This is a genomic window from Streptacidiphilus alkalitolerans (assembly GCF_042511045.1).
Lineage (GTDB): Bacteria > Actinomycetota > Actinomycetes > Streptomycetales > Streptomycetaceae > Streptacidiphilus > Streptacidiphilus alkalitolerans.
Map to the genome: position 1 here is coordinate 15,637 of NZ_JBHEZX010000033.1, position 13,135 is coordinate 28,771.

The window sequence follows — 13,135 nt, forward strand, 5'->3', positions numbered from 1 at the left end:
ATGCACCGGGAGCTGGCCCATGACGCCGGGCACGCTGACGCACGCACACACCGACGCGGCGCGCGGGCCCCCGGTTTTCACACGCTTCCGTCGCACGCCTGTCCGGCATCGTACAGAGGATTGCGAGTGACCACGGGTCAGTCCGCGGCTGACCCGGGGTCAGCCGATCGTCCGGTGCACATCGTCGCGCCGACTCGGCCCCGCCGTCGAGTCCGCGATCCAGGGGCCCTCTCCCGAGGGGTCCAGAATGCCTTGTTCCAGCCAGCCGTAGCGCCCTTGGAGCACCCGGCGGGTGACCGTCCGGTCCAGGTCGTCGGTGTTGGTCCAGAGCCGTCCGAACAACTCGTCCACCCGGATCCGGGCCTGACGGCAGAACAGGTCCGCCAGCTCGTAGGCCGCGCGGCCCTGCTCGCGGTCGGCCCCGTCCGCGACCCGCAGCATCTCGGCCCGGACGCAGACCGCGCTCATCGCGAACAGCTCCGCGCCGATGTCGACGATCCGGCCGAGGAAGCCCTGCTTGGTCTCCATCCGGCCCTGCCAGCGGGACATGGCGTAGAAGGTGGAGCGGGCCAGCTTGCGCGCGTCCCGCTCGACGAAGCGCAGGTGGCCGGACAGGTCGGCGTGCCCGCCCGGGTGGAACTCGCGGAAGGAGGTCGGCAGTTGGCCCGCCCCGGCGGCCAGCTTGGGCAGCCACCCGGCGTAGAAGGCCCCGGCCCGCGCCGCCGCGCGCCCCTTGCGCTTCAGGTCCGCCTCCGGCTCGATCAGATCACCGGCCACCTTCAGGTGGGCGTCCACCGCCTCACGGGCGATCAGCAGATGCATGATCTCGGTGGAGCCCTCGAAGATCCGGTTGATCCGCATGTCGCGCAGCACCTGCTCGGCGGGGACCGCCCGCTCGCCGCGCGCGGCCAGCGAATCCGCGGTCTCGTAGCCGCGCCCGCCGCGGATCTGGACCAACTCGTCGGCGATCCGCCAGCCCATCTCCGAGCCGTAGAGCTTGGCGAGCGCCGCCTCGATCCTGATGTCGTTGCGGTCCTCGTCGGCCATCTGGCTGGAGAGGTCGAGCACCGCCTCCAGCGCGAACGCGGTGGCGGCGATGAAGGCGATCTTCTGGGCCACCGCCTCGTGCTCGGCGATCGGCCGGCCCCACTGCTCCCGGGCGGCGGACCACTCGCGGGCGATCTTCAGGCACCACTTCCCGGTCCCCACGCACATCGCGGGCAGCGAGAGCCGACCGGTGTTGAGCGTGGTCAGCGCGATCCGCAGCCCCGCGCCCTCGGCGCCGATCCGGTTCGCGGCCGGCACCCGGACCTGGTGGAACCGGGTGACCCCGTTCTCCAGGCCGCGCAGGCCCATGAAGGCGTTGCGGTGCTCCACGGTGATGCCGGGCGAGTCCGCCTCCACCACGAAGGCGGTGATCCCGCCCTTGTGCCCGTCGCTCCTGGGCACCCGGGCCATCACCACCAGCAGGTCGGCGACCACCCCGTTGGTGGTCCACAGCTTCACCCCGTCCAGGACGTACTCCGCGCCGTCCGCGCTGGGCACGGCCGCTGTCGCCAGCCGGGCCGGGTCGCTGCCCACGTCCGGCTCGGTGAGCAGGAAGGCGCTGATGTCGGTACGGGCGCAGCGCGGCAGGAAGCGCTGCTTCTGCTCCTCGGTGCCGAACTGCTTCAGCGGCTGCGGCACGCCGATGGACTGGTGTGCGGAGACCAGCGCGCTGATCGCCGGGTTGACGCTGCCGAGCAGCACCAGGGCGCGGTTGTAGTACACCTGGGTGAGGCCGAGGCCCTGGTACTCGGTGTCGATCTTCATGCCGAAGATGCCGAGCTCCTGCAGGCCCTTGACCACCTCGTCCGGGATCCTGGCCTCGCGCTCGATCAGGGCGCCGTCGATCTTCGTCTCGCAGAAGGCGGCCAGTCCGGCCAGGAACTCCTCGCCGACCCGCACCGACTCGGCCTCGGGCAGCGGGTGCGGGTGGATCAGGTCGAGCCGGAAGCGGCCGAGGAACAGCTCCTTGGCGAAGCTGGGCTTGCGCCAGTCCTGCTCGCGCGCCTCCTCGGCGACGCGGCGCGCCTCGCGCTCGGTGACCTTGGGTGTGGACATGGGAGCACCACCTCGGATCGGGCTACCGGCCAGTACCAACGACCTTACGCTCCGTCACCGACAGATCACCAGGGCTACGACAGCGGGAGCGGCCACCCGGCCGCTCCCGCTGTCACCCACTGCCGTACGCGTCCGTCCAGCCGCCGGCTACAGCGCCAGCCCGGTCAGCACCATGACCCGCTCGTAGGTGTAGTCCGCCATGGCGAAGGCCACGCCCTCGCGCCCGGTGCCGGAGTCCTTGACCCCGCCGTAGGGCATCTGGTCGGCGCGGTACGAGGGGGCGTCGCCGATGATCACACCGCCCACCTCCAGCACCCGGTGCGCCTTGAACGCGGTCTGCACGTCATGGGTGAAGACACCCGCCTGCAGCCCGAACTTGGAGTCGTTGACCAGCGCGAACGCGGCATCGACGCCCTCAGCCCTGGTCAGCGTCAGCACCGGTCCGAAGACCTCCTCGGTGGCCAGGGTGACCCCGGCCGGGACGTCCGCGAGCACGGTCGGGGCGTAGGACGCGCCGTCGCGCTTGCCGCCCGCGTGCAGGGTGGCGCCGGCCGCGACGGCCTCGTCCACCCAGGACTCGACCCGCTTGGCGGCGTCCTCGTTGACCAGCGGGCCGACGTCCACGGCGTCGTCCGAGGGGTCGCCGGTGACCTGGGCGCCGACCTTCGCGATGACCTTCTCCACCAGCCGGTCGTAGACCGAGCTGTCGGCGATGACCCGCTGCACCGAGATGCAGGACTGGCCGCCCTGGTAGTTGGCGAAGGTCGCGATCCGGGTCGCGGCCCACTCCAGGTCCGCCTCGCTGGACCAGTCGGCCAGTACGACGGCCGCGGCGTTGCCGCCGAGCTCCAGGGTGACGTGCTTGCGCGGCACCGAGTCCAGGATCTGGTAGCCGACCCGGTCCGAGCCGGTGAAGGAGATCACCGGCAGCCGCGGGTCCTGCACCAGCGCGGGCATCCGGTCGTTGGCCACCGGGAGCACGCTCCAGGAGCCGGCCGGGAGCTCGGTCTCGGCCAGGATCTCGCCCAGCGCCAGCGCCGAGAGCGGGGTGGCCGGAGCCGGCTTGAGGATGATCGGCGCACCGACCGCGATCGCCGGGGCGACCTTGTGCGCGACCAGGTTCAGCGGGAAGTTGAACGGCGCGATGCCGAGCACGACCCCGCGCGGGAAGCGGCGGGTGATGGCCAGTCGGCCGGTGCCGCCAGCGTCCGTGTCCAGCCGCTGGCCCTCGCCGCTGTTGAAGCGGCGGGCCTCCTCGGCGGCCCAGCGGAACACCGAGGCGGCGCGGCCGATCTCACCGCGGGCCCACTTGATCGGCTTGCCGTTCTCGGCGGTGATCAGCCGGGCCAGTTCCTCGGTGCGCTCGGTCAGCCTGCGGGCGACATGGTCGAGCGCGGCGGCGCGGACGTACGCGGGAGTCGCGGCGAACTCGTCCTGGACGGCGACGGCGGCGGCCACGGCCTCCTCGACCTGGGCCTCGGTCGGAACGCTGACGGTGCCGACCAAGCTGCCGTCCCACGGGTGGTGGACCTCGAAGGTCTCCGTTCCGCTCTCCTGCCGACCGGCCAGCCAGAATGCGTGGGTGCTGGTCACCGAGGTCACCGGCCTTTCTGCGCGAAGTGGTGAATGCTTCCACGGTAGGACCGGGCGGCGCCGCGGGAGCTTGTCCGTTGCGTAGCAGTCGGCCGGGGCCGACAGGACAGTCCGTAGTCACCGCTAAGGCTCGCCGCGGGTGCGCAGCGCCAGCCACAGCTCCATCCGCACGTCCGTGTCGTCCAGCGAGCGGCCCAGCAGTTCCTCCACCCGGCGCATCCGGTAGCGCAGGGTGTGCCGGTGGACGCCCAGGTCGACCGCCGCCGCGTCCCACTGGCCGTGGTGCGACAGCCAGGCGTGCAGGCTCGCCTCCAGGTCGCCGCGGGAGGTGCGGTCGTGCTCCCTGAGCGGACGCAGCAGCGCGTCGGCGAAGGCCAGCACCGCCTCGTCGGCCAGCAGCGGCAGCAGCGACCCGGTGCCCACCTCGTCGTGGTCCACGCTGCGGCGACCGCTGCGCAGCGCCACCGCCAGGGCCCGTTCGGCCTGCCCGAAGGCCGCGCCCGCCGCCTCCGGGGTGGTCGGCGCGGAGATGCCGAGCGACAGCCCCTCCAGTTCCTGCACCGCGGCGAGGCAGTCGGTGTGCACACTGCCGCCGTCCGGGGCGAGCATCACCAGCCGGTCGCCCTCGGGCGCCAGCAGCAGCGGTTCACCGGTACGGGTGGCGGCCTGCTCGGCCAGATCACCCAGGTCGGACAACGGCTCGCCCTCGGCGAGCAGCACCCGGACCGGGCCCTCGGGCAGCCCGCCCAGCAGCGGCCCGGCCACCTCGCGGGCGGTGGCGATCTCCCCGGCCAGCACCAGCCGCAGCAGCGCCGTACGCATCCGCTCCTCGGCCCGGCGCAGGTCGCGGGATCGCTCCAGGGTCAGCGTCAGCAGGGCCACCGCGGCGTTGACCACATAGCGCTCGGTGGGGGTGAGCCGGTCCTCGGTGCCGACCGCCAGGAAGCCCCGGGCCCGGCGGTCCGCGCCCAGCGACTGCAGCACCACGTAGTCCTGGTCCTTCTGGGCGTTCTGCAGCGCCGCGCTGGACGGCGCCGGGCGGCTGCGCAGCCGGTCCACCTCGGGACGCAGCCGGTTGGCCCGGCGGGCGGCCCAGTCCGGCGCGGCCACCACCACCGCCCCCGAGGTGTCGTACAACGCCGCCCAGCCGCCGAGGCGCCCGGCCAGCCGGCGGACCAGGGCGCCGGTGCCGTCCTTGCCGAGGGCGGCCCGGGTCAGCTCCTCCTGGGCCTCGAAGCTGGTGGTCACCGCCTGGTACTGCTCCGCGGCGAGCGCGGCCGTGACCGCCTTGCTGAGCGCGATGAACGGCGTCGGCTGCGGCACCTCGATCAACGGCAGCTCGCGTTCGGCCGCCGCCTCGACCAGCGCCGCCGGGACCTCGCCGTAGGTGAGCCCGACCCCGAAGCCGAGCCCGGCCACCCCCGCGTCCGCGAGCCGGTGCACATAGCTGCGCTGCTTCTCCTTGCTCCGCCCGAGCTTCAGCCCGGTGGTGAGCAGCAGCTCGCCGCCCTCCAGGTAGGGGGCGGGATCATCCAGCTCACTGGTGTGCACCCAGCGCACCGGACGGCCCAACTGCTGCTCCCCGGCCAGCACGGTCAGGTGCAGCCCGGGTATCCCCACCAGGGCGGACAGGGTGACCGTGGTGGGGGCGGCGGGGTTCTGCGCGGCGCTCTTGGCGGGGCTCTTGGCGGTGCTGTGGACGGTCATGTCACCTTCGGCGGACGGTCCCCGGACGCGACGCTGCGCCCGGGTGCGGGGCGGGGCGGTGTTGGCCAGGTAGGACAACGACCTGTTCCTGATTCTGCCCCACCGTCGCAGTGGTCGGCGCGCGAAGCGTCCGCCGGGGGGTAGCCGGGCTCCCCCCGGCGGCACCCGGCCCGGCCAGCTCCGGCAGCCCTTGGCGGCCGGCAGGCTCCGGCCCGAACTCCGGCAGCTCCCGGCGGCTCCGGCCGGCTGCGGCCCGAACTCCGGCAGCTCTTGGCGGCTCCGGCCGCTCCCGGCGGCTCCGGCCCGGCCAGCCCTGCTCAGCCCTGCAGGTCCAGCAGCAGCGGCGGCACCGGGGTGCCGTCCACCGCTGTCAGTGACAGCACCGCATGGCCGCCCGGCAGTACCTGGGCCAGGTCGGAGGGCGACCAGCGGCGGCGTTCCACCCGGCGGGTGGTGACGCTCTCGGTCTGTGCCCGCTCGCCCGCCAGTATCGTCCGGACCGCGCGCCAGCTCCGCTTGATGATGCCGCCGGAGGTGTCCGGCGCACGGGTGACATCACGCTCGTCCACCCACACCGTCCCCCACGCCTCGGCGAAGAGCTTGCCGTCCCACGGGGCGATCCCGGGGAACGCCATCCGTCCGCCGACCGCGCCGAACAGCGGCGTACGCAGGCTCTCCGGCAGGTCCATCAGCGTGCGCAGCAGCAGCGCCGCCCCCGCGTGCGCCCCGCGCAACCGCTGCAGGCTGCGGACCGAGTGCACGTCGATGACCGCGGAGGCGTCGTCCACGACCAGCCCGGCGAACAGCGAGCGGTCCTGGCGGGTGCTCGCCGCGTAGAGGAACTGGCCCACGGCGAGCCTGGCGATGATCCTGGCCGCCTCCGGGTGGCTGTGCTCGGGCACCGCGATCCGCACCCGCAGCGGGTGGTCCAGCGCGTGCATCGCGAACAGCGGCAGCTCCGCCCCGGGCCGCCCTGCGCCGCGCCCGCCGCCGCGTTCACCACCGCCGCGCTCGCTCGTCCGGTTGAAGCTGGCCGCGAGGGCCGGGCGGTCGAGCAGGCTCAGCCGGTCCGCGAGCAGCGCGCCCGGGTCGTCGACCTGACCGTGCATCCGTTCCCGCTGGGCCAGCTCGTACTGGTGGTCCGTCAGCCCGCCGCCGGCCCGAAGCGCCTCGCGCAGCGCGTCCCAGGCGACCGGCTCGCCGCGCAGCAGCAGCGCCAGCTCCCGCAGCCCCGGTGGCCGCCCGTACGCCTCCGTGTACGGGACGACGACCTGCTGCAGCGCCTGCCGGGCGCTCTCGGCCCGCGGGGCCAGCTCCTCCGGCAGCAGCGCGTCGGCCAGCCGGGCGACCGCCTCCTCCAGCCGGCGGGCGCCTCCGTACAGGTCGAGGCCGTAACGGGAGGCCGGATCGCCGGGCGCGACGACCACGTCGTACCACTCCGCGGGCCCGAGGTCGGCGTCCGCCGCCCCGACCACCACCACAACGGCCGTACCCGCGAGGGCCTGCAGGCACAGCGCCTCGGCCAGCGGCCGGGCCAGCCGCCTGGTCTTGCCGGTCCCGGCCGGACCGACCGCGAGCAGCGAGGTACCGAGCAGCGCGGGGTCGATCGCCAGGTCCACGCCCCGGTAGGCGGCGGGATTCTTCGGCACGTCCTCGGCCGAGCCGAGACGCACCTGACGCAGCAGCAGATCATGCCGCCCGCTGTGCCGTCCCGGCAGGTCACGCGTCCCCGAGGGGTGCGCGCACGCCGCTGCGCCGTGCTCACGCACCGCGTCGAGCAGCGCCGCCAACCGGTCCGGATAGTCCCGCACGCACTCCAGCGCCCGGTTCAACCGCTGATGGTCGACATCCCCCACCCGCCCCGCCGCCGTCTCCTGATCCAGCAGCGCCAACCCCCCATGCCCCACCAACGGCCGAAACGCCCACCACGGATCCACCACCACCTCCCCCTGCGCCTTCGCACCGGTAGGGGCCTTGCCCGGGGTTCCAGCACCGGATCGACTGCCGATGGCGTCAACCACACGGCGCACCAGCGGTCGGCCGTAGCGCCGCCACACCAGCGGCCAGCGGCCCATCCGGCCGAAGAACCAGGCGATCAACAGGGCGACCGGACCGTAGTAGAGCAGGTTCATCACGACATTGACGGTGTCGCTGGACTCCACCGATGTCGCCAGGGACGGCTTGAACTGGACGACGATCCAGGCCATCGGGCCTCGGGCCTCGTCGAACACGAACCAGGCCACCACCAGGTTCAGCACCGCGCGCAGCAGCAGCTTGCTGGCGGGAACGGTGATGGCCTGTTCCTCCTGCTCGCGCAGCGACTTCGCCGCCGGCCCCAACCCAAACACCCCCGGCTTCCCCACCTGCCGCTCCGCGGAAAGCCACCCCACCAGATCGAACCCGTGCCCCCCCGGCTGCTGCCCGGGAATCCGGGCCTGCGGCTCGGGCCCGCCCCCCGGAAGGTACGTCGGATACGGCGGGTATGTCTCCGACATCGCAGTCCGCTCCCTCGCACGCCCACCAAAGCTCCCAATCTAGTGGACCACCGCAGTCCCGAGCAGAGGCGCGCAGGAAACGGCCCGCGAGAAGCCTCCCCGCCAACGGCGATGTCCGGCCAGGACAACTCCCACCCCGGCACCACTCCCCTACGGCGTATGCGACCCCCACCGTCCCGCCGTAGCCTGCGAGAGTACGAGGCGCGTTTGGCGCCCACCCCCGCCCCACCAAGTCCCAGCCCCAGTCCCAGCCCAACCCCCACCCCCCGCCCCCACCTTCTCCGGGAGACCACTCATGAGCGCTGTCACGTCCGGCGCCGGGCAGCTGCCCGGCGGGCCTTCACTCCCCCAGGAGCGCCGCCTCGTCACCGCCATCCCCGGCCCCAAGTCGCAGGAGCTGCAGGCGCGCAAGCTCGCCGCGGTCGCGGCCGGCGTCGGCACCACCCTTCCGGTCTACATCACCCGGGCCGGCGGCGGCGTCGTCGAGGACGTGGACGGCAACTCGCTGATCGACTTCGGCGCGGGCATCGCCGTCACCAACGTGGGCAACAGCGCGCAGGCGGTCGTCGACCGCGCCACCGCCCAGCTCGCGGCGTTCACCCACACCTGTTTCATGGTCACCCCGTACGAGGGCTACGTCGCCGTCGCCGAGCAGCTCAACGAGCTGACCCCGGGCGACCACGAGAAGCGCTCCGCGCTGTTCAACTCGGGCGCCGAGGCCGTCGAGAACGCCGTGAAGATCGCCCGCGCCTACACCAAGCGCACCGCCGTCGTCGTCTTCGACCACGGCTACCACGGCCGCACCAACCTCACCATGGGCATGACGGCGAAGAACATGCCGTACAAGCAGGGCTTCGGGCCGTTCGCCCCCGAGGTTTACCGGGTCCCGGTGGCCTACCCGTACCGCTGGCTGACCGGCGCGGAGAACGCCGCCGCCGAGGCCGCGGCCCAGGCCATCGACATGATCAACAAGCAGGTCGGCGCCGAGAACGTGGCCGCCATCGTGATCGAGCCGATCCTCGGCGAGGGCGGCTTCATCGAGCCCGCCAAGGGCTTCCTGCCCGCGATCGTGGAGTTCGCCAAGGCCAACGGCATCGTCTTCGTCGCCGACGAGATCCAGACCGGCTTCTGCCGCACCGGCCAGTGGTTCGCCTGCGACGACGAGGGCATCGTCCCGGACCTGATCACCACCGCCAAGGGCATCGCCGGCGGCCTCCCGCTCGCCGCCGTCACCGGCCGCGCCGAGATCATGGACGCCGCACACGCGGGCGGCCTCGGCGGCACCTACGGCGGCAACCCGGTCGCCTGCGCCGCCGCCCTCGGCTCGATCGAGACCATGAAGGAACTCGACCTCAATGCTAAGGCCCAGGCCATCGGCGCGACCATGCTGCCGCGCCTGCGGGCCATCCAGGAGAAGTACGACATCGTCGGCGACGTCCGCGGACGCGGCGCGATGATCGCGGTCGAGCTGGTCAAGCCCGGCAGCAAGGACCCGAACCCGGAGGCCACGGCCGCGCTCGCCAAGGCGTGCCACGCCGAGGGCCTGCTGGTGCTGACCGCCGGCACCTACGGCAACGTGCTGCGCTTTCTGCCCCCGCTGGTCATGCCGGAACACCTGCTCAACGAGGGTCTGGACATCCTTGAGGCGGCGTTCGGGGCGATCTGAGGACGCTGCAGGCATTCCACCCGCGCATTCCGGGCAGAGTCCTGGCGTGAAGATGATGTGCGGACCTGATGGCGGGTGGGTGAGGCGTACCTCACAGCCGAGAGCTGTGACGTACTGTCATGGCAGATGGAGAAGCAGAGCACGTCGGTGACTGACCCTCACCGGCGAAACACCGCCGAGGACACCACAGCGAACTCCGGTTCGCACCCCCTCAGCCGATCGACCGTCCGCCGGGCCCAAACCCCCCGGGCCACGCGGACAGGCGATCACCACAGCCGCCCCGGGGCTCTCCCCCCTGCTCCGGGGCGGCCTCCTCATGTCTTCTTCCTGTTGAGTTCGGTGTGGTTCCCCACCGTCCTGCTGGCCGTCCTCGTCGTGGTCACCGAGCAGGTGATCGCGAAGGGCCCCCTGCTCGGCATCGACCGCTGGGTCCGCGGGCAGCTGCTGGCAGGGGCGGCGGCCAACCCGTACCCGATCCTCAACACCTATGCCCGCTGGTGGACCCACTTCGGCAGCCCGAGCGTCGCCGTCTCCGCGCTCACCGTCGTCACGCTGGCCGCCGCGGCCTGGACCCGCTCCTGGAAGCCGATGTTCTCCGCGGCGATCGCCGGGATCGCCCTGTTCGCCACCGTGATCCCGGGCAAGGTGCTGATCGGACGCCCGGGCCCCGAGGGCTGGGTGGTCGGCCCCGGCGACATGGGCTGGTACCCCTCCGGCCACACCAGCACCGCCACCATCTGCTACGGGACCGCCGCCTGGCTGCTGGCCAGCAGCTTCCCCCTGTCCAGCCGGCTCCGCAGCGCCCTGTACGCGGCCACAGCCGCGCTGTGCGCGAGCGTCGGCTTCCTGCTGATGTGGTGCGACTTCCACTGGTTCCTGGACGTGCTGGGCGGCCTGTGCCTGAGCGGCGTCATCCTCTGGTCCCTGGTCCGCTGGGCACCGCGCGCTCAACGGTCGAAGCGACCGGAACCCTCAGAGCGAACGCAGCCGGAAAGCCGATAGCGGCGGGCCGGCATTAGCGTGCGTTGATGACCGCGCACTCCGCCCGTGACTTCTACGACGCCCTCGCAGCCGATTGCCATTACCAGGACGGGGACGCCGCTGTCCGCCGCCAGGGAGCGGCCCTGCACGCGCTGCTCCGAGCAATAGTCAAGAGTTGTGGGTGGGGCCTTGCTGTGTTGCGGTGATCTCGGCTGCTGCGAGCTGGGCTTCCGCGCGCACGTCGGGGTCGGGGTGGTCGAGGTAGAGCTCGATCAGTGGCTGGGCCTGCGTGTCGTGCGTGGCGCCGAAGATGTAGAGGACATGGGCGAGGAGTTCGCCGTCCATGGTCGGCATGGCGGTGGCCAGGGGTTCGACGAGGTCCAGGGGCAGGCTGTGGTGGTTGAACGCTTCGCTGATCGAGTTCAGGGCGGACTCGCGGACCTTGGTCACGGGCTCGTTGACGGTCAGGCTGACGAGGCGTCCGACGAGCAGGCGTGCAGTGGGCTCGGGGAGTGTGCCGCGCAGGAGGTCCCCGAGGGCTGCGGCTGCGAGGTCACGCTGGTGCGGTTCGCGGTCGGTCAGGGCTTCGAGTGCGGTGAACATGTCCTTCACGCGGCTCCCGCCTCGGACCGCTCGGCCAGCAGGCCGTTCTCGAATCTGGCGCCTGCGCGAGCGAGGGCGACCAGGTGGGCGCCGGTGATCGCGCGCCAGCGGTCCTGGGCGGACTCGACCAGCTTGAACACCATCGCCAGCGCGGCGGCCGGGCTGCCGGCGCCGCGGGTGACCTTGGTGCGGAGCTTGACGGTGGAGAACGTGGACTCGATCGGGTTCGTGGTGCGCAGATGGATCCAGTGCTCGGCGGGGAAGTCGTAGAACGCCAGCAGTTCCTCCTGGTCGTCGGTGATCTTCGCGGCGGCCCTGGGCCACTTGGTGCCGTAGGTCTTCGCGAACGCCTCGATCGCCTTCTCGGCGTGCGTCCTGTCCTCGGCGTTGTAGATCTCCTGCATCGCCTTCGTCGCAGCCGGCTGCGCGGACTTGGGCAGGGCATTGTTCACATTTCTGGCTTTGTGAACCCAGCATCGCTGATGGCGGGCCTCGGAGAAGACCTCGGCCAAAGCCTTCCACAGGCCCATCGCGCCGTCGCCGACCACCAGCTCCGGGTCGCGCATGCCGCGGCGCCGGCAGTCCCGCAGCAGGTCGGCCCACGACTCGGTGGACTCGCGCAGCCCCTCCGCGATAGCGATCAGTTCCTTGGTGCCGTCCACGCGCACCCCGAGCAGGACCAGGACGCACGAGTGCGCCTGGCCCAGGCGGACCTTGGGGTGCACGCCGTCGGCCCACACATAGACGAAGTCCCGGTCCGACAGGTCGCGGGCCTGGAAGGCGGCGTGGTCCTCGCCCCACTGCTTGGTCAGCCGGGTCACGGTTGCCGGCGACAGTCCGGCGGCCGAGCCGAGGAACTGCTCCAGCGCGGGCACGAAGTCCCCCGACGACAGTCCGTGCAGGTAGAGCAACGGCAGCACCTCGCTGACCTTCGGCGACTTACGGCACCACGGCGCCAGGATCTTCGAGGAGAACCGCATGCGCTCGCCCGTGGACTCATCGACGCGACGGTCGTTCACCCGGGGCGCGGTGACCTCGATCGCCCCGGCTGCGGTGGCCACGGTCCGGGGCCTGTGGCGGCCGTTGCGGACCACCAGGCGTCGACCAGCTTCGTCGGTCTCGGCCGCCAACTCGGCTATGTACTGGTTGACTTCCGCCTCCAGCGCGGCGGCCAGCATGCGCCGGGCGCCCTCACGGACAATCTCGTCGATCAGGGAGCCGGACTGGGTGGAGCCGTCATTGGTGATTACGCTGAGCACTGGGCGTACCTTCCCGACCCGCGCTGCAACGCGGGCCTACTCGGAGACCTTAAGGATCATTCGGGAAGGTATGCCCTCCGCGCGCCCTCCCGGAACCGATCCACAAGTCTTGAGCATTGCTCCGCTGCTCCGGCGGAAAATCGGCCCGGCGCCGCACCTGTGCGGACTGCGCCTGCGGAATCGGCACCCAGTCCATCGGCCTCGCCGCCCTGGACCACGACTGGTCGGCACCGACCTAGGCCCCAACGCCGTCGCCCGCGCGACTGCGGAAGCAGCAGCCCGCTCCATCCCCTTCCGCGCGGCAGCAGCGGACATGTCCGCTGAGCCTTGGGGGTGGGGGCGGCTTGGGTGTGTGGCTTGGGCTCCCGGGTCGTTGCCGGGTGACGGGGGTGTGCCTGGCCGAGGTTGCTCGGCTCCGCCTCGCGGCCAACAACACGGGAGCGGGGCGGGTGGCCGGGGCGTCGTTTCTGTCCGGCGGCGGGAAAGGAGGCGGCGGACCCCGGCCCGGTGCGGGGCTCCCCTGTCGTTGGCTTCTTTGCGCCGCAGGCGCGAGACGGCGCCGCCACTGTGGCAACGGTGAGGGCCGACCCCGCGGGTGTTCGGTGGTGAACGCAGTGAAGCCCCCTGACGTGTTGTCAGGGGGCTTCGCTGGAATGGTTGTTCGGCGGCGTCCTACTCTCCCACAGGGTCCCCCCTGCAGTACCATCGGCGCTGTGAGGCTTAGCTTC

Annotated in this window: 8 protein-coding genes and 1 rRNA gene; 2 read left to right on the forward strand and 7 right to left on the reverse strand. The window is 72.2% G+C overall.

The annotated features are described in order from the left end of the window. Nucleotides 1-159: 159 nt before the first annotated feature. The 4 genes from ACEZDG_RS37585 to ACEZDG_RS37600 form a co-directional block, all read right to left on the reverse strand. Nucleotides 160-2,103, reverse strand: a complete 1,944-nt coding sequence (locus ACEZDG_RS37585; RefSeq protein ID WP_380519426.1) for an acyl-CoA dehydrogenase family protein — start codon at nucleotides 2,101-2,103, stop codon at nucleotides 160-162. 147 nt (nucleotides 2,104-2,250) lie between these two features. Next, on the reverse strand, nucleotides 2,251-3,696 hold the full coding sequence (locus tag ACEZDG_RS37590) for an aldehyde dehydrogenase family protein (protein WP_380519428.1): 1,446 nt from the start codon (nucleotides 3,694-3,696) through the stop codon (nucleotides 2,251-2,253). Between the two features lie 123 nt (nucleotides 3,697-3,819). Continuing rightward, nucleotides 3,820-5,403, reverse strand: a complete 1,584-nt coding sequence (locus tag ACEZDG_RS37595; RefSeq protein ID WP_380519430.1) for a PucR family transcriptional regulator — start codon at nucleotides 5,401-5,403, stop codon at nucleotides 3,820-3,822. Nucleotides 5,404-5,720: 317 nt separating this feature from the next. Beyond that, entirely contained in the window at nucleotides 5,721-7,751 is a 2,031-nt protein-coding gene (locus ACEZDG_RS37600) for an ATP-binding protein (RefSeq protein WP_380519432.1), read from the reverse strand. 442 nt (nucleotides 7,752-8,193) lie between these two features. On the opposite strand from ACEZDG_RS37600, the gene gabT reads away from it, so the two are divergent. Both gabT and ACEZDG_RS37610 read left to right on the forward strand, forming a co-directional pair. Then, nucleotides 8,194-9,564 carry a 4-aminobutyrate--2-oxoglutarate transaminase gene (gene gabT / locus ACEZDG_RS37605; protein ID WP_380519434.1) on the forward strand — a complete coding sequence of 457 codons (1,371 nt, stop codon included), beginning with the start codon at nucleotides 8,194-8,196 and terminating at the stop codon, nucleotides 9,562-9,564. Nucleotides 9,565-9,903: 339 nt separating this feature from the next. Then, nucleotides 9,904-10,566, forward strand: a complete 663-nt coding sequence (locus ACEZDG_RS37610; RefSeq protein ID WP_380519439.1) for a phosphatase PAP2 family protein — start codon at nucleotides 9,904-9,906, stop codon at nucleotides 10,564-10,566. A 147-nt stretch (nucleotides 10,567-10,713) separates the two neighbouring features. Here ACEZDG_RS37610 and ACEZDG_RS37615 read toward each other — a convergent pair whose 3' ends face one another. The 3 genes from ACEZDG_RS37615 to rrf form a co-directional block, all read right to left on the reverse strand. Further along, entirely contained in the window at nucleotides 10,714-11,148 is a 435-nt protein-coding gene (locus ACEZDG_RS37615) for a hypothetical protein (RefSeq protein ID WP_380519440.1), read from the reverse strand. A 5-nt stretch (nucleotides 11,149-11,153) separates the two neighbouring features. Then, nucleotides 11,154-12,407, reverse strand: a complete 1,254-nt coding sequence (locus tag ACEZDG_RS37620) for an IS256 family transposase (RefSeq protein ID WP_380519435.1) — start codon at nucleotides 12,405-12,407, stop codon at nucleotides 11,154-11,156. A 659-nt stretch (nucleotides 12,408-13,066) separates the two neighbouring features. Further along, a 5S ribosomal RNA gene (gene rrf / locus ACEZDG_RS37915) occupies nucleotides 13,067-13,135 on the reverse strand; the annotation flags it as partial.

Excerpts from the sequence above, each read along its gene's own strand:
- ACEZDG_RS37595 (WP_380519430.1), bottom strand. The coding sequence starts at position 5,403 with ATGACCGTCCACAGCACCGCCAAGAGCCCCGCCAAGAGCGCCGCGCAG.
- ACEZDG_RS37585 (WP_380519426.1), bottom strand. The coding sequence starts at position 2,103 with ATGTCCACACCCAAGGTCACCGAGCGCGAGGCGCGCCGCGTCGCCGAG.
- gabT (WP_380519434.1), top strand. The coding sequence starts at position 8,194 with ATGAGCGCTGTCACGTCCGGCGCCGGGCAGCTGCCCGGCGGGCCTTCA.
- ACEZDG_RS37615 (WP_380519440.1), bottom strand. The coding sequence starts at position 11,148 with ATGTTCACCGCACTCGAAGCCCTGACCGACCGCGAACCGCACCAGCGT.